Origin of the sequence: Selenomonas sp. AE3005 (genome assembly GCF_000686945.1) — a bacterium.
GTDB lineage: Bacteria > Bacillota > Negativicutes > Selenomonadales > Selenomonadaceae > Selenomonas_A.
The window spans coordinates 72,925-90,757 of the sequence record NZ_JMME01000012.1; the positions used below are offsets into that span (position 1 = coordinate 72,925).

Genomic DNA, 17,833 nt, shown 5'->3' on the forward strand with positions numbered 1-17,833 from the left:
AACGGGAAGAGGAAATTTAATAAAATTCGGCAGGACTTTTGTGGGCTCCTGCCGAATTTTTATTTATGTGTTTAAAAATACCTTATGGGGTAAACCATTGGAGGCTATAGATGATGAAGTATAGTAGCAAGGCTTTGGGCATGGCTGTCAGCATGCTGTTGCTGGGGAATGTGGCGTTTGCCGCTGATACAGGAGCAGGAGAAAACAGTGATTTTGCCCGTTCCCTTATGATACAGGACCAGCCGCAGGCAGACAGCAAGCAAAAGGCGGCCAAGGCCGTAGATAATGCGATAAGCAACCTGCCGGAATTAAATACCAGGCTGCGCTGGGCCGCGGTAAAGAGTCCGCAGGAACTCGCGGAGGAGCAGAAGGCCGCGCAGCGTCAGCATAAGGCTATACCAATTATCATTACGGCCGCAGATGTGGATAAGGCCCGTAAGGAAGAGAAAAAGCAAGGCAAAAAAACAACGGAGCAGATTATTTCGCCGCGCCCCTTGCAGCAGCCTGAACTTAAGCCGCAAATGCCGGTTAAGCCGCAGACCGTCGTCCAGCCACAGGCACCACAGCCGGTTAGGGAAAATGTGGTAGAGCTGCCGCCGATACAGCCCATTGGCCAGAGCCAGCCTGTCAGTCAGCCGCCTACGGAAACGGTGGAACTGTCACCTGTACAGCCGGTAGCACCAGCTGCCAGCACCCTGCTCGACGCATTGGTGGAAGTGACCAGTGTGGAACTGCAGGTTCGGCCTGTAGGGGACAGCAATATCATGGAACTTACTATTCAGCCGGTGCGCTGAATCTAAAAACCTCCCGGCGTTGTGCCGGGAGGTTTTTGTTTTTAGACAGAGAAAAGACCACGGAGTGGGATTGACTCCGTGGTCTTCATAGGGAAGGGATGATAAAAAATTTGAGAAATGGGAAGCAAGAAGGGTGGGATGTTCCTTCTTGTCTAGGGAATCAACAAGAGATAAATATCTAGGGGATTGACTAGCTTTTCTCTTATTGACAAACTCATTATAACCAAGATTTCTGAAAAGAATATGTAACCCGAGTTACAAAAGAGAAAAAATGTAGAATTTTTTTTGCGGGCAATTTTCATTTCCTTCTAACCATATTATGTTAGAATAGGTAAGAGCTAAGAAAGTCGAGGTGATTATCTTGCAGAGAAAGATTTTAAATACGATTATGGCCGGCTGTGTGGGGCTGAGTGCCGCTATGCTCCCTTTGTCCAAGGCTGAGGCTGTGGACGGCTGGGGCGCGGCAGCGCAGGCTTTGGGCGTGTATGCTGCCTATAAATCAAGCCTGGCCAGCATTTTGGCGCTGGGCAACGATGTTAACGCTCAGGTGCAGAGCCGGGCTCAGGACATTAAACAAAATGGACTGGATCCCAATCCTAATGACGTGCGCGTGGTAGATGAGGTTATGCAGCAGCTGGTCTTTCACGGGGACTATGTGCTGAAAAATAATTCCCTGCCGTTTATTTGGGCAGTGAATGACAGCAAGGACTTCAATGCTGCCTGTTATCCCACCAATTACATCAGTATCAACCGGGCGCTCGTAAGAGGGCTCAATCTGGACCAGGACGAACTGGCGGCCGTGCTGGCGCATGAAATGACGCACGGGCTGGAACAGCACAGCGCCAGCAATTACGCCAAGGCTGTGGCGCAGTACATGGGTATGAGTTTCCTAAACATGGATACCAATTCCATGGACTGGAACAAATTAAACGGGCTGGCCAATTACTCCATCGCCAAAAACATAACCCTGCCCACAGAGTATGAGGCTGATGCCGGCGGCTTTTATATCATGACCAGTGCCGGTTTTAATCCCGGCGGCGGTGCCGCGGCTATGGCGCGTATGGCCTATTATCTGACCTATGAAACGCAGAACTTCCTCGAACATCAGAGCCCGAATGCTGAGGAAAATGAACGGGAGCATTACAGCGACCACCCGGAAACCAAACTGCGCGAAGAACGGCTGGCCAAGATGATGACAGAGTATGGTTTTGGCCATGTCACCGTACAGAATCAGCAGGATATCTATATTGATGGGGAAAAACTTCTGTCAGTAGAGTGGACGGGCGAAGGCTATGACAATAAAGCTGAAAATGCTTATTATGTGGCCGGGGCTATTGCCAAGGCCTTCCATGATTACAATAACATAACCGGCTGGGATTTCCGTAAGGACAGCACCGGCAAGGTTACCTGCCTGCCGGAAACGCGGGTAAATAAAACCTTACAGGAATTCCTGCGCCTGCGCAACGCCGGGGAAACACTGCAGCAGCTCGTGACCAAGGCCTATGCGGCGGAACAGGCTGCTGGTACCCGGCAAAAATACCGGGAGGCAGAGGAAAAACGCTGGCAGGAAATGCAGAAACTGCGGGCGGCCAATTTGCAGGCTGATGTGAAAACCGTCAAGAAACTGCGGGAAAATGCTGACGCCTACAGCGATTATGCCCTGGGGGACAAGGCCCTTGAACAAATGCAGCGTGTGTTTGCCTGCCAGAATATGGACGACCTGGGTGAAAGCCTGGCTATCAATGCCAGAGCTTTGGCGGTAAAGGGGGACTTTGCGGCAGCCCTGGCGGAGGCCGATAAGGCTGTCAGCACCAATCCGCAAAATGTCTACACCTTCCTGAATCGCAGCGATATTTACCATATGCAGGGCAATACCACAGCTGCCTTGGCTGACTTGTCAAAGGCTAAGGAAATTGACAAGTCAAATATCTACGTCTACCTGCTGTCCGCCCAGATTTATGATGAACTGGGGAATAAGGAACAGGCCAAGGAAAACTACCGCGAGTTCTACAAACTGCGCTCCAAGGCCTACAGAAACATTCCTGAAGAATACCTGCAGGAAATTGCCCCAAAGGAATATAAGGAACTAACCAAGGCTAAAGCTGAGGCCAGGGAGAAATACGAGAAAGAATGGCGTAAGCAGAAAGCTGATAAAGACAGCAAGTAATTGACAAGAATCCCGTACTTTGTTAAAATTGTTGACAGCGATGAAAAAGAGGAGTAGCGCAGGCAAGCGAGACCGGGACGGTGTGAGCCGGTCAGGGCGTGAAGGGCACTTTGGAGCACAAGACAAGAGAAAACTTTGAGGTGGGCTTTCGCTGAGCGGAAACCAATCAGGGTGGAACCGCGGGAATATAGAAATATAGTCTCGTCCCTGTAACGAGTGCGTTACGGGGACGGGACTTTTTAGTTATGTCAACGTAACAGAGAAAAAGGAGTTGTACCTATGAAATTTCAGGAAATCATCCTGGCTCTGCAGAACTTCTGGTCAGAGCAGGGCTGTATCTTAGCACAGCCTTATGATGTGGAAAAAGGTGCCGGCACCATGAACCCTTCCACTTTTTTGCGTGTACTCGGCCCCGAGCCGTGGAACGTGGCTTATGTTGAGCCGTCGCGCCGTCCGGCTGACGGCCGCTATGGCGATAACCCGAACCGCCTGTATCAGCACCATCAGTTCCAGGTTATCATGAAACCGTCTCCAGATAACATTCAGGAACTCTATCTCGAGAGTCTGGAACGTTTGGGCATTGACCCGAAACAGCACGATATCCGTTTTGTAGAGGATAACTGGGAATCTCCGACGCTGGGCGCCTGGGGCCTGGGCTGGGAAGTATGGCTCGACGGCATGGAAATCACCCAGTTCACCTACTTCCAGCAGGTAGGCAGCCAGGACGTTAAACCGGTAGCCTCGGAAATCACCTATGGTCTGGAGAGACTTGCCATGTACATTCAGGGTGTCGAAAATGTTTACGACATTCAGTGGACGGACGATTACACCTATGGCGATGTATTCCATCAGAATGAGTACGAGCAGTCCGCTTATGCTTTTGACCTCTCCGACGAAAAACTGCTGTTTGAGATGTTTGACAAGTACGAGGCCGAGGCTGTTCGCGTAATTGCGGAAGGCTATGTACACCCGGCCTATGACTATGTGCTCAAATGCTCCCATACCTTCAACCTGCTGGATGCGCGCGGTGCTATCTCCGTGTCCCAGCGTACCGCCTTTATCGGCCGCGTGCGTAAGCTCGCACGTCTGTGTGCAGAGTGTTACTTAAAACAGCGTGAGGAACTTGGTTATCCCATGCTGCACAGGGGGGAGAAATAATGAGCAAGGACTTACTGTTAGAAATCGGCACGGAAGAAGTACCGGCACACGTAATGCCGGGTATCCTTGCCCAGTTGAAGGAAAATGCCGCTAAGGCTTTTGCTGACAGCCGCATTGCCTGCGGGGAAATCCGCACCATCGGTACGCCGCGCCGCACGGCTCTTTTGGTCAAAGACCTGGCCGAAAAGCAGGAAGATGTGGAAAGTGAAAACCGCGGCCCGTCCGCAGCTATCGCTTTTGACGCTGACGGCAATCCGACCAAGGCAGCTCAAGGCTTTGCCCGTGGTCAGGGCATTGACCCGAAAGACCTCGTGGAAAAAGACGGCTATGTCTATGCCATGGTACACGAAAAAGGCAAGGAAACGGCGCAGCTCCTGCAGACCATTCTGCCGGAACTCATCTGCGGCCTGAATTTCCCGAACAATATGCGCTGGCGCGACCTGGACTTCAAGTTCATCCGTCCGCTGCGCTGGATTGTAGCCCTCTATGATACCGAAGTTGTGCCTTTTGAAGTGGCTGAAGTAAAATCCGGCAAGGTTTCCCGCGGCCATCGTTTCCTGTCGCAGGGCGATTTCACCATTGAGAGTGCTGCAGCATACGAGAAAGCCTGCGAAGAAAACTTTGTCATCGTTGACCAGGAAAAGCGCAAGGCCATGATTCGCGAGCAGATTGTCGAAGTTGCCAAGCAGAATGGCGGCCAGGCTGAAATCACTGAAGATCTGCTTGAAGAAGTGCTTTATCTTGTTGAATATCCGACGGCTCTGTGTGGCAAGTTCGAGGAAAAATATCTGGAACTGCCGCCGGAAACGGTTATCACGCCGATGCGTGACCATCAGCGTTACTTCCCGGTTAAGACGGCAGACGGCAAACTCCTGCCGCTCTTTATCACGGTACGCAATGGCGGCAGTGAACACCTCGAAACCGTACAGCACGGCAACGAGCGCGTACTGCGTGCCAGACTGGCTGACGCGCAGTTCTTCTTTGACGAGGACCGCAAGAAGAGCCTCGAAGAACACCGCGAAAAGCTCAAGACCGTTGTATTCCAGCAGGGCCTTGGCACCATGTATGAAAAATCCGAGCGCCTCGTGGAACTGGCCGGCTTTATCGCTGATGAAATCGGTGCTGATGAAAAAGCCCATAAACATGCACAGCGTGCTGCACTCCTGTGTAAAGCTGACCTCGTAACCGGCATGGTTACCGAGTTTACGGAACTGCAGGGCATTATGGGCCGCGAATACGCTAAGCTGGATGGCGAATGTGAAAACGTAGCTATCGCTATCGACGAGCATTATATGCCGCGCTTTGCCGGCGACAATCAGCCGCAGACCGCTGCCGGCCGTATTGTCAGCATGGCTGATAAGATTGATACCATCGTTGGTACGTTCAGCCGCGGCAAGATTCCCACGGGTTCCCAGGACCCCTTCGCCCTGCGCCGTCAGGCTTTGGGCCTTGTAAATATGCTGATTGAGGCTAAGTGGGACGTGAGTCTGGCCAAGGTCGTGGCTAAGTCCATGGACCTGTACGGTCTGAAGGACGAGGCTGTCCGCACGAAGATGCAGTCTGATGTAGCTGACTTTATGCGCCTGCGTCTGAAGAACGTTCTCGAGGCTGTCCGCTACGATGTGGTGGACGCTGTGCTCGAAAATGTGGATGATATCTACGCTGTTGACCTGCGCGCTGCCGCTGTGGCTAAGTTTGTAGAAGGCAGCGATGCTGCCGCCAACATTCAGGCCTTTGTTCGTGCCTCCAACCTGGCGAAAAAAGCCGAGGCTGGTGAAATCAGTGAAAGCCTGTTTGCTGCTGACGAGGAAAAGAATCTGTACGATGTCTACAAGTCCACGGCCAGCTCCGTAGCCAGCCTGGTGGACGGTCAGGACTATGCCGGCGCTATCGATGCCTTGAAGGAACTGGCTAAACCGATTGACGCTTTCTTTGATGCTGTCATGGTTATGGACAAGGACGAAAAGGTAAAGAACAACCGTCTGTCCCTGCTTAAGGCTATTGACACATTGGTGAACCGTGTAGCTGACTTCAGCAAAATCGTACTTTAAAAATGCATAAGAGGAAGAGATATTTCTTCCGTATAACTGGAAAAGTCCGTTGATGAAATCAGCGGACTTTTTTACATAAATTGCAGTTTGATTGTTAGTGCGTGCTTACTTTTTGTTGTTACAGCTCAGTGGGGTGGAGGTGGTAATACTTTTCGCTGTTGCACTGAATGGCCCACCAGCAAAAGTTTGGATTTTTTTAGCTGCATGCGCCGGCAAGCAGTCGGCGCGATTGTTCATCTCAGTTTCCAGATACTGTTGTTTGTGGGCCAGTCCTCACTGCGTTCGGACAGTCGTTCCACTGCGAAAAGCATCACCACCTCCGCCCTAAGCAGCGTCAATATAAAACGTCTTTTTCTCAGTGACAGGGAACAAGTACATCGATGTTCTTGTAACAGGAGCAACGGGTTCGTGACAATTGTAAATAGCGTTGCTGGGGCGAACGGGGGAGTGATTTTTATGCGGGGAGCTACTGCCTGAGCGCAGCGAAGGCCGGCACACTGTTGGGCTCAGCTAAGCAACTACGCTGAAAGGAGCGCCGTTGGCCTGCCCGGCGCAGGTAACTGGATAGCTATTTTTTCCGAAGTGTGTCGTTTAGCGGAGGCAGAAAAATTACTCCCCCGTGAACCCTATGCACGTATGAACGGGATACTTTTAAGAACTCTTTGACCGTCAAACTTCAACTTACATTCGTGCAATACAGATAATATTTTTACCAAGCAGATTTTGGTGAATATAAAGTCAAAAAGTCAATAAAACATTTGACTTTTTGACTTTATCCTGTATAATAAGATTTAGAAATGAGGATTTAACCGCGAGTTTAACGGAGGAATACATTATGGGACAGGAAAAATATACTGCCAAGACTATGGCTGCCCTGCAGGGGGCACAACAGATGGCCGCTATGCGTTATCATCAGGAAATCACTTCCTTGCATGTGCTGCTGGCACTAGCCAAGGAGCCGGAAGGGCTGTTAAATGACATTTTCACTGAGTGTCAGACGGATGTGCCCATGCTCAAAGCCCGGCTGGAACAGGAACTGGGCAAGATTCCGAGCGTCCGCGGAACGGACAGGCTGTCGATGGGCATGGATATGGTACGCGTACTGGCCCGGGCGGAAGAGTTTGCCAAATCCATGCAGGACGAGTATTTGTCAACGGAGCATTTGCTGCTGGGGCTGGCTGTTGATGGCAGCAGTGATGTGCAGAATATCTGCAAGGAATTTAAACTGACCAAGAGCAATATTCAAAGTGCTATCAAAAAACATCGTAAGCAGAATGTCACCAGCGATAATCCTGAAGATGGGTATAAGTCGTTGGAAAAATTTGGCCGTGACCTGACCGCGGCTGCCCGTCAGGGGAAACTGGACCCCGTGATTGGCCGCGATGAAGAAATTCGCCGGACGATTGAAATTCTTTCTCGGCGCACGAAGAACAATCCGGTGCTGATTGGTGAGCCGGGTGTCGGCAAGACGGCTATTGTCGAAGGCCTGGCCCGGCGTATCGTAGCAGGTGATGTGCCGGAATCCTTGAAGAACAAAACCCTGTATTCGCTCGATATGGGTTCACTTATTGCCGGGGCCAAGTTCCGCGGCGAATTTGAGGAGCGGTTAAAGTCCGTACTCAATGAAATCACCAAGTCCGATGGGCAGATTCTGCTCTTTATCGATGAAGTACATACGGTGGTGGGTGCCGGTGCTGCTGAAGGGGCCATGGATGCCGGCAACCTCTTAAAGCCGATGATGGCCCGTGGCGAACTGCGCTGTATCGGTGCAACGACGCTGAACGAATACCGCAAGTACATCGAAAAGGATACGGCTCTGGAGCGGCGTTTCCAGCCGGTAATGGTGGGGCAGCCCAGCGTGGAGGACACGATTTCCATTCTGCGCGGCCTCAAAGAGCGCTATGAAGTGCACCACGGCGTGCGTATCCGTGACGCAGCACTGGTGTCGGCGGCTGTACTGTCTGACCGCTATATTTCCGACAGATTCCTGCCGGATAAGGCCATTGACCTGGTGGATGAGGCCGCAGCTAAACTGCGTACGGAAATCGAATCCATGCCGGCACCTATCGATGAAATCCGCCGCAAAATCATGCAGCTGGAGATTGAAGAGCAGGCGTTAAAGAAGGAAACAGATGCTGCCTCCCAGGAAAAGCTGACGGAAATCACCAATGAAAAGGCTAAATTACAGGCTGAGGAAAACACGCTCAAAGGCAAATGGGACAGTGAAAAGCAGGCTATCCTGCGCGTCCGGGCTATCAAGAAGGAAATCGATGATGTCAACAGCCAGATGGAAAGTGCCGAAAGGGCGTATGACCTCAACCGCCTGTCGGAACTGAAATACGGTAAGCTGCCGCAGCTCCAGCAGCAGTTAAAGGAAGAGGAAGAAAAAATCGCTGCCCGGGCGCAGGGGGAAACTCTCTTAAAAGAGGAAGTGGGCGAGGAAGATATCGCCAAAGTCATCAGCCGCTGGACGGGGATTCCTGTCAGCAAAATGCTCACCGGTGAACGGGAAAAACTCATTCATCTGGAAGATGTACTTCATGAGCGTGTCGTCGGTCAGGATGAGGCCGTAAAGGCGGTCAGCGAGGCTATCCTGCGTGCCCGTGCCGGCATAAAAGACCCCAACCGCCCCATTGGTTCCTTCATCTTCCTGGGGCCGACGGGCGTGGGCAAGACCGAACTGGCCAAGACACTGGCGGAGGCGCTCTTTGATGATGAACGCAGCATGATTCGCATTGATATGAGCGAGTATATGGAAAAGCACAGTGTGGCGCGTCTGATTGGTGCGCCTCCGGGATATGTGGGCTATGATGAAGGCGGCCAGCTGACTGAGGCTGTGCGCCGTCGTCCCTATAGTGTCATTCTGCTCGACGAAATCGAAAAAGCTCATCGTGATGTATTCAACGTACTGCTGCAGATTCTCGATGACGGCCGCCTGACTGATGGCAAGGGCCGGGTGGTGAACTTCAAGAATACGGTAATCATTATGACGAGTAATCTGGGCTCGCATGAAATCCTCAATAAGAATTATGAAGAGGCCCAAAGTGCGGTCAAGGAGATACTGAAGGAATATTTCCGTCCGGAATTCCTCAACCGTGTGGACGATATCATCGTGTTCAAGGCTTTGGCCAAGGAACAGGTGAAGAATATCGCCGGGATTCTCTTAAAGGCTCTGGGTGAACGTCTGGAACGTCAGGTGAAGATTACCCTGGGCTGGAATGATGCCGCCTTGACGGCCCTGGCTGACCAGGGCTTTGACCCGAATTTTGGTGCCCGTCCGCTGCGTCGTCTGCTGGTACATACGGTAGAAACGGAGTTGTCCAAGGCTATTATCCGCGGCGATGTGCAGGAAGGTGATAAGGTCAGCATTGGGTTTGTAGATGGGAAGTTTACCTTTAGTAAAGAGGCGTAAGTGCAGCGTGCTATAACGAGGCAAGAAAATGTCCCCCACCTCAGCAGGTGGGGGCACGAATACCAAAACAGGCGGCGAGCATAACTCTCGCCTCGTTGAAACGCCAAGAGGAAGTTTTGCCTATGGCAAAACTGGAACAACGGCGTTATAAAGACGTCCATAAATATTTTTACCTAACAGAAAAATCTGTTGACTGCAAATGTAGTCAGCAGATTTTTTTTTTGCCAATAAAGCTGTTATGTGGTATAATCACATTAACAAATGAATGAGTGTTCATATATTGGTAATGGCTCCGGTGGGTGAGAGAGGAGACAGGTTATGAATAAAAAGCAGAAGAAAAATCTGGTGCGGATTATCATTGCGGCTGTGCTGATGATTGTACTTGCCTTTACAGAGCTGGCAGGAATGCCGCGATTTTTTGCATATCTCGTGCCGTACCTTATTGTGGGCTATGATATTTTATATAAGGCCGGCAAGGGGATTAAGAACCGGCAGGCTTTTGATGAAAGCCTGTTGATGTCGATAGCCACTATCGGGGCGATGGCGCTGGCCATTTATGAAGACGGTGATTATACAGAGGCTATCGCGGTAATGCTGTTCTACCAGATAGGTGAATGGTTCCAGGCCTATGCGGTGGGGCGCAGCCGCCGGGATATCAGCGCTTTGATGGATATCCGGCCGGATTATGCCAATATTGAGCAAGCAGACGGTACACTGGAAAAGGTTGAGCCGGATGAAGTGGAAATCGGCAGCATAATCGTGGTTAAGCCCGGGGAAAAAATTCCCCTTGACGGGATAGTGGTGTCCGGAGCCTCGAGCCTGAATACCGTGGCGCTGACAGGTGAGGCTCTGCCCCGGGAGGCCCAAGAGGGCGATGAGGTTATCAGCGGCTGTGTGAATCTGAATGGCCTGTTAAAAATTAAGACTACCAAGGATTTTGACGAGTCAACTGCCTCCAAGATTCTCGAAATGGTAGAGGACGCCAGTTCGCGCAAGTCCAAATCCGAAAACTTTATTGCTAAATTTGCCCGGGTATATACTCCTATCGTAGTTTATGCCGCCTTGGCGCTCGCTGTTCTGCCGCCATTGGTAAGAATATTGGGCATGGGACTGGCGCCGGAATGGGGGACGTGGATTTACCGTGCCCTGACGTTTCTGGTTATCAGCTGTCCCTGTGCCCTGGTGGTCAGTACTCCGCTGTCTTTCTTTGCCGGCATTGGCGGTGCCAGCCGTCAGGGGGTGCTGGTGAAAGGCTCCAACTATCTGGAAACTCTGTCGGAGGTAGCAACCATCGTCTTTGATAAGACGGGCACATTGACCAAGGGCGTTTTTCAAGTTACGGCCATTCACTCGGATAAATTGAATGAAGAACAATTGCTGCACCTGGCAGCCCATGTGGAGCGTTATTCCACGCACCCCATTGCTGAGTCGCTGCGCAATGCCTACGGGCAGGAGGCAGACGGCTGTACTGTGGAACAGGTGGAGGAAATTGCCGGACAGGGTATCCGCGCACAGGTGAACGGGCAGACTGTCTACGTTGGTAATGCCAAGCTGATGGCGGCCATCGGTGCTGACTGGTATGAGTGTGATGCTGTCGGCACAATTATCCATGTGGCCATTGGCCAGGAATACGCCGGACATATCATCATTGCTGATGTGGTGAAAGAACATGCCGCCGAGGCGATTAAGGCCTTAAGGAAAAGTGGTATCCGGCAGACGGTTATGCTGACTGGTGATAATGCGGTCATAGCAGACAAAGTGGCGGCTGATTTACAGCTGGATACGGTTTACAGCCAGCTGCTGCCGCAGGATAAGGTGACGAAAGTCGAAGAACTTTTAGCACAGCAGGGAACTGGTAAACTAGCCTTTGTCGGTGATGGCATCAACGATGCACCCGTGCTTTCCCGGGCTGATGTGGGGATTGCTATGGGAGCTATGGGTTCTGATGCGGCTATTGAGGCTGCAGATATTGTGCTCATGGACGATGACCCGTTAAAGATTGCGACAGCTATGAAGATTGCGCGCAAGACACTGAGAATTGTAAAACAGAATATCTGGTTCTCCATCGGTATCAAGGTGCTGGTATTGCTGCTCGGGGCCCTGGGCCTGGCCAATATGTGGGCGGCTATCTTTGCTGATGTGGGGGTAATGGTACTGGCGGTACTCAATGCCGTACGAGCCTTGTTTGTACCGCAAAGCGATGTTGTAAAAGCGGCTGGCAGTCAAATGCATACAGATGTGACTGCAGCCTGATATTTAATAAGCTAATGAGGAAAGGGCGTATTTATCATGAAGAAAACTTACAAAATTGAAGTAGACTGTGCTAACTGTGCAAATCTGATGGAAGAGGCTGCCAAAAACACGGCCGGGGTTAAAGACGCCAGCGTCAATTTCATGACTTTGAAAATGAAGGTGGAATTTGAAGAAGGCCAGGATGTACAGGCTGTTATGGAAAATGTCCGCAATAACTGCAAGCGTGTCGAAGATGACTGTGAGGTCTTTATCTGATTGCCGGCAATCTTGACATATACCCCCTATAGGTATAAAATTTATACCTATAGGGGGTATATTTGTGTATGGAGGCTTTTATGGAAACAAGTGCTGCAGGCTGCTGTGGCGGTGAAGTAAGACATAAACACCGCGATAAGGATGGCAGGGAATACAAGAAACTGATATCCCGGCTGAACCGTATTGAAGGGCAGGTACGGGGCATTCGCCGTATGGTGGAAGATGACAGGTACTGTGTGGATATCATGACGCAGGTCAGTGCAATTCAAGCCGCCTTGGGCGCTTTTAATAAGGAGCTTTTGTCTGAGCATATCAAAAGCTGCGTAGTGCATGATATCCGTGAAGGTGATGACGCAGTGGTGGACGAGCTCGTAATGCTATTGAGCAAAATGGTTCGCTGAGGCGAGGTGATAAAATGAAAAAAGAACGGTTTACGATTACAGGCATGACCTGTTCGGCTTGTTCGGCCAGAGTGGAAAAAGCTGTGACGAAACTGGCTGGCACGCAGGACGTGAGCGTAAATCTGTTGACTAATTCCCTGCAGCTTGCTTATGATGAAGGGCAGCTAAGTCCGGCGCAAATCATTGCGGCTGTGGAACAGGCAGGCTATGGGGCCAGTCTGAAGGACACAAAGCAGACAAGTGAGCCGCAGGCTGACGGCGATGATATATGGGCTAAGGACGCAGCGGCATTGCAACAACGGCTTTGTTTATCACTTGTGTTTTTACTGCCGCTTATGTATATCGCCATGCACCAGATGGTTTATGGCTGGCTGGGCCTGCCAGTGCCGGAAATTATACAGACGATTTTTGCCGGCCCGGAAAATGCCTTAACCTTTACTTTGGTCCAGTTTTTGTTGTTGCTGCCCATAATGTACCTGAACAGGAAATACTATATAAATGGTTTCCGCAATCTGTTTCAAGGTGCGCCGAATATGGACAGCCTCGTGGGCATGGGCTCGATGGCGGCGGCCGTATTCGGGGCCTTTGCCATGTTTCGCATGAGCTGGGGACTCGGCCATGGTGACTGGGGACTGGTAGCTGAGTACAGCCGTAATCTTTATTTTGAATCGGCAGGTATGATAGTTACGCTGATTACCGTGGGAAAATTCATGGAGGCCAAGGCCAAAGGCAAAACAGGTGCGGCACTGGCCGGGCTTATGGCTTTGGCACCACAGCAGGCCGTTGTCATGCGCGGCGGTCAGGAAGTCACTATCCCGGCCGACAGTCTGGCCGTGGGCGATGAAATAGTCGTGCGTCCCGGAGAACGACTGCCGGCTGATGGTGTGGTGCTTTCCGGCCAGACCAGTGTGGACGAGTCGGCGCTGACGGGGGAGAGCCTGCCGGTGTTTAAGCAGCCCGGTGACAAGGTTACGGCGGCCACGTTGAATAAAAACGGCGCAATTCATTTCCGGGCGGAAAAAGTGGGCGGTGATACGGCTATCAGCCAGATAATCCGCCTGGTAGAAGAGGCCAGCGCCAGCAAAGCACCACTGGCCAGACTGGCTGACCGCATAGCCGGGGTGTTTGTGCCGGTGGTTATCATCATTGCGCTGGCTGCCGGTGGTATCTGGCTGGCCTTAGGCGAGAGTGTGGAATTTGCGTTTTCGATGGCGATTTCCGTGCTCGTCATTTCCTGTCCATGTGCCCTGGGACTGGCTACGCCGGTGGCGATTATGGTAGGGACCGGCAAGGGAGCGGAGAACGGCATTCTCATAAAATCCGGTGAAGTACTGGAAAATGCCCAGGCCGTAGATACGGTGGTCATGGATAAGACAGGAACCATTACAGAGGGCAAGCCTGTGGTTACTGATGTAATTCCCCTGGCCTTATCCGAATCTGAGCTGACAGCATTGGCGGCAGGGCTGGAGAAAAACAGTGAACATCCGTTGGCTGAGGCCGTTATGGCCTATGCGGCGGAAAAGGGGCTGACGCCTGTGCCGGTAAATGATTTTCAGGCTGTTATTGGCAAGGGGCTTACAGGCCGTGCCGGTGCCAGCCTGTGCCTGGCTGGCAATGCGGCCTTTATGGAGGAACAGGGCGTAGATACGGCGTCCTGCCATAAGGAATTGACAAGGCTCACTGCTGAGGGGAAAACACCGCTGCTGTTCGCACAGGACGGCAGGCTGGCCGGGATTATCGCTGCCGCTGACAGGGTGAAGGAATCCAGCAGCGAGGCTATCAGGCAGCTGAAACAAATGGGGCTGGAAGTCATAATGCTGACCGGTGATAATGAACGTACCGCCGAGGCCGTGCGCCGCCGTCTGGGATTGACAAAATGCATTGCCGGGGTGCTGCCGGCCATGAAGGAGCAGCATATTGCTGCTTTGCAGGCCGCAGGGCACAAGGTGGCTATGATTGGTGATGGTATCAATGACGCTCCGGCCCTGGCACGGGCAGACGCAGGCATTGCCATTGGTGCCGGTACAGATGTGGCTATGGATAGTGCTGACGCTGTGCTTATCAGGAGCAATCTGCTCGATGCGGTAAGTGCCATCAAGCTGTCCCGGGCCGTAATCCGCAATATCAAAGAAAATTGGTTTTGGGCATTTATCTACAATATCATTTGCATACCTTTGGCCGCAGGTCTTTTGTACCCGGCTTTTGGGCTAAAGCTCTCCCCGATGATAGGGGCAGCGGCCATGAGTATGTCCAGTGTTTGTGTGGTTCTGAACGCATTGCGGCTGCGGTCTTTCCGGCCGGAGCGCAGTGACGCCGGGAGTGAAAATACACAAGGTAATCAGGAAAGACAGGTATCTGTCGGAAAGGAAGGAATAAAAATGGCTATGGAAACTGAATTAAAGATTGAGGGCATGATGTGTGCTCATTGTCAGAAACATGTAAATGACGCCCTGAGCAAGATGGCCGGTGTCACGGCTGTGGAGGTAAATCTGGAGGCTGGTACGGCTAAAGTTACCGCCGGAAGGGACATTTCCCGGGATGAATTTGCGCAGGTAATCACCGATGCCGGGTATGAACTGGTAGGTTAATCAGTGACAAAAAGGTGCTGTGCAAAAAGTATACTATAGCTTATCGACAAACATAAATTGCAGTTTAACGTTTGGTGCGTGCTTATTTTTATTTGTTACAGCTCAGTCGGGTGGAGGTGGTAATACTTTTCGCTGTTTCACTGAATGGCCCACCAGCAAAAGTATGTACTTTTCTAGTAACATGCGCCGGCAAGCAGTCGGCGCGATTGTTCATCTCGGTTTCTAGAAACTGTTGTTTGTGGGCCAGTCCTCACTGCGTTCGGACAGTCGTTCCACTGCGAAAAGCATCACCACCTCCGCCCTAAGCGACGTTTGTGTAAACTGATTCTTTCGCAGTGACAGGGAGCAGGCACATCGATGTTCTTGTAACAGGAGCAACGGGTTCGTGACAATTGTAAATAGCGTTGCTGGGGGCGAACGGGGGAGTGATTTTTATGCGGGGAGCGACTGCCTGAGCGCAGCGAAGGCCGGCACACTGCAGGACATCACTAAGCAACTACGCTGAAAGGAGCGCCGTTGGCCTGCCCGGCGCAGGTAACTGGACAGCTATCTTTTCCGAGGTGTGTCGTTTAGCGGAGGCAGAAAAATTACTCCCCCGTGAACCCCATGCACGTATGAACGGGATATTTTTAAGAACTCTTTGACCGTCAAACTTCAATTTAAAAAAGTCCATTGACATTTTTTGTCAACGGACTTTTTAGGTTAAGGGATTTTTCACAGTCCCTTTTTTATGGCGTGGGAATAAATCTGGCGATAAAGGTATGATTGTTATCCAATAATTGTTTGTGGATTTGAGCCAGCGGCGCGAATATCGGAGCGTACTGTAAGCGCATTTTAAACCGCATCAGGGTGTGATTGGTGCAGCCGAAGATGGGCACGCGGTCCAGTATATAGCGGTTGGCGTCCTTGTCCGCAAAGCCGAAGTTGACGGTAAAGGCACCTTTATATCCGGCCTCTTTTACCTTGCTTTGCAATTCCTCATCATAGAAACCACAGGGGTAGGCCAGGAAGTTTACATCTGTTTTCAAATACCATTCCAAAGCCTTTTTGGAGTTGTACAGCTGATTCCACGTTTCTTCCGGACTCGTGGTGTCCAGCTGAGCATGGGACAGCGTATGGCTTTCAAAGTTCATCAGGCCGCTTTCCTGCATTTCCAGGATTTGCGCCCAGGTCAGATAGTTGGGATACGTGCTGATGAAATCAGAAACCAAAAAGATGGTGCCTTTGAGGTTGTACTTTTGCAGTATAGGGTAAGCACAACGGTAGTTGTCAGCATAGCCGTCATCAAAAGTGATGATAACGGGCTTTTCCGGCAAAGGAGTGCCTGATTCCCAGGCGGACACCATTTCATCGGGCGTAATGGTATGATAGCCATTATCTGCCAGATACTTCATTTGGGAGTCAAACTGATCCGTGTGTACGGTCAGGGCGTTTTCATCCCGGTCGTTAATCTGATGGTAGTTCAGTACCGGCACAGGCTGGTTGGGCTTGTGCATAATGTAAAAAACAATCCCGAACAGGGCTGCACAGATGACCAGCATGATGATTGCCAGCCGTTTTATCCAGATTATCATTCGTATACATCCTCTTAATATTCTTTTAATACGTTCACTAATATATAACAATGGGCAGGCTATGTCAAATGAAAAAGGACATTATCCCCTGACTATTTGCAGGTGGCAACAATTCAAGGACATGTGTCCTAAAAATCGTTGACAGGTAAAAAAAATATCGATATGATGTAAGAGTCGATGATTTATTTTCTAGTATTTTATGGGAGACGATAAAATCAATGAAAACGTACAAACCTTTCAAATCCGGTAAAGTTCGCGAGGTTTATGAGGCTGATGACAGCATCATCATGGTGGCTACGGACCGTATTTCGGCCTTTGACCACATCCTGAAGAACAAGATTACGGACAAGGGGGCTATACTCACCCAGATGTCCCGGTTCTGGTTTGATTTCACCAGTGATATCATTCCTAACCACATGCTGTCGGTGGACAATGCCGATATGCCGGAATACTTCCAGCAGGAGGAATTTCAGGGCAACAGCATGAAGTGCAAGAAACTGCACATGATTCCGATGGAGTGCATTGTTCGCGGCTATATTACCGGCAGCGGCTGGGAAAGCTATAAGGAAAACGGCACGATCTGCGGTATTGAGCTGCCGGCAGGTTTGCAGGAATCAGAAAAACTGCCTGAGCCGATTTTTACCCCCAGCACCAAAGCTGAACTGGGCGACCATGACGAAAACGTCTCCCTGGAACAGGGCGCCAAGGTTTTGGAAAAGGAATTCCCTGGTCACGGTCAGGAATATGCAGAAAAGATTCGTGATTATACCATCGCCATTTACAAGAAATGTGCTGAGTATGCACTGACTAAGGGCATTATCATTGCTGATACGAAATTTGAGTTTGGTGTTGACGAGGATGGCAATATCGTACTGGGTGATGAAGTGCTGACTCCGGACAGCTCCCGTTTCTGGCCGCTGGCAGGATATGAAAAAGGCAAGAGCCAGCCTTCTTATGACAAGCAGTTTGTACGCGATTGGTTAAAGGCAAATCCGGACAGTGATTATCAGCTGCCGCAGGATATCATCGACAAGACCATTGCAAAATACAAAGAGGCTTACGAGCTTTTGACTGGTAAAGGATTTTCCCGTTAAGGAAATGCGGACGTAAATCCCGGCATGTGCTTTACGTCCGCCGGTTCCCGGCGGGGAGCGCATGTGATTACTATGAAAAACAAGTA

The 17,833-nt window shown here is 50.9% G+C and carries 12 protein-coding genes; 11 read left to right on the forward strand and 1 reads right to left on the reverse strand.

Annotated features, from left to right (window positions below; all coding sequences use genetic code 11):
• The first annotated feature begins 110 nt into the window (after positions 1–110).
• The 10 genes from DL94_RS0107995 to DL94_RS0108035 all read left to right on the forward strand — a co-directional run bounded on the left by DL94_RS0107995 (position 111) and on the right by DL94_RS0108035 (position 15,079).
• Complete coding sequence (locus tag DL94_RS0107995) at positions 111–794, forward strand: hypothetical protein (RefSeq protein ID WP_028129711.1); 684 nt, start codon at positions 111–113, stop codon at positions 792–794.
• Positions 795–1,146: 352 nt separating this feature from the next.
• Positions 1,147–2,961: a M48 family metalloprotease gene (locus DL94_RS0108000; RefSeq protein WP_369793720.1), complete on the forward strand. Its 1,815-nt coding sequence runs from the start codon at positions 1,147–1,149 to the stop codon at positions 2,959–2,961.
• A 279-nt stretch (positions 2,962–3,240) separates the two neighbouring features.
• Positions 3,241–4,119, forward strand: coding sequence for a glycine--tRNA ligase subunit alpha (glyQ, locus tag DL94_RS0108005; protein ID WP_028129713.1), 879 nt, complete (start codon positions 3,241–3,243; stop codon positions 4,117–4,119).
• Positions 4,119–6,170 carry a glycine--tRNA ligase subunit beta gene (glyS, locus tag DL94_RS0108010; protein ID WP_028129714.1) on the forward strand — a complete coding sequence of 684 codons (2,052 nt, stop codon included), beginning with the start codon at positions 4,119–4,121 and terminating at the stop codon, positions 6,168–6,170. Before glyQ ends, glyS begins: the two co-directional genes overlap by 1 nt.
• Before the next feature lie 835 nt (positions 6,171–7,005).
• A complete protein-coding gene (gene clpB / locus DL94_RS0108015; RefSeq protein ID WP_028129715.1) occupies positions 7,006–9,582 on the forward strand; it encodes an ATP-dependent chaperone ClpB in 2,577 nt (858 codons plus the stop codon).
• Between the two features lie 122 nt (positions 9,583–9,704).
• A complete protein-coding gene (locus DL94_RS16055; protein ID WP_156031753.1) occupies positions 9,705–9,851 on the forward strand; it encodes a hypothetical protein in 147 nt (48 codons plus the stop codon).
• A 49-nt stretch (positions 9,852–9,900) separates the two neighbouring features.
• Positions 9,901–11,835: a heavy metal translocating P-type ATPase gene (locus DL94_RS14550; protein ID WP_051586385.1), complete on the forward strand. Its 1,935-nt coding sequence runs from the start codon at positions 9,901–9,903 to the stop codon at positions 11,833–11,835.
• A gap of 36 nt (positions 11,836–11,871) precedes the next feature.
• Positions 11,872–12,090 carry a cation transporter gene (locus tag DL94_RS0108025; protein WP_028129716.1) on the forward strand — a complete coding sequence of 73 codons (219 nt, stop codon included), beginning with the start codon at positions 11,872–11,874 and terminating at the stop codon, positions 12,088–12,090.
• 80 nt (positions 12,091–12,170) lie between these two features.
• Positions 12,171–12,491: a metal-sensing transcriptional repressor gene (locus tag DL94_RS0108030; RefSeq protein WP_028129717.1), complete on the forward strand. Its 321-nt coding sequence runs from the start codon at positions 12,171–12,173 to the stop codon at positions 12,489–12,491.
• A 14-nt stretch (positions 12,492–12,505) separates the two neighbouring features.
• Entirely contained in the window at positions 12,506–15,079 is a 2,574-nt protein-coding gene (locus DL94_RS0108035; RefSeq protein ID WP_028129718.1) for a heavy metal translocating P-type ATPase, read from the forward strand.
• Positions 15,080–15,807: 728 nt separating this feature from the next.
• Here the strand turns inward: DL94_RS0108035 and DL94_RS0108040 are convergent.
• Positions 15,808–16,653, reverse strand: a complete 846-nt coding sequence (locus tag DL94_RS0108040; RefSeq protein WP_028129719.1) for a polysaccharide deacetylase family protein — start codon at positions 16,651–16,653, stop codon at positions 15,808–15,810.
• Between the two features lie 218 nt (positions 16,654–16,871).
• Here DL94_RS0108040 and DL94_RS0108045 point away from each other — a divergent pair, with 218 nt between their 5' ends.
• Positions 16,872–17,747, forward strand: coding sequence for a phosphoribosylaminoimidazolesuccinocarboxamide synthase (locus tag DL94_RS0108045; protein WP_028129720.1), 876 nt, complete (start codon positions 16,872–16,874; stop codon positions 17,745–17,747).
• Positions 17,748–17,833 lie beyond the last annotated feature (86 nt).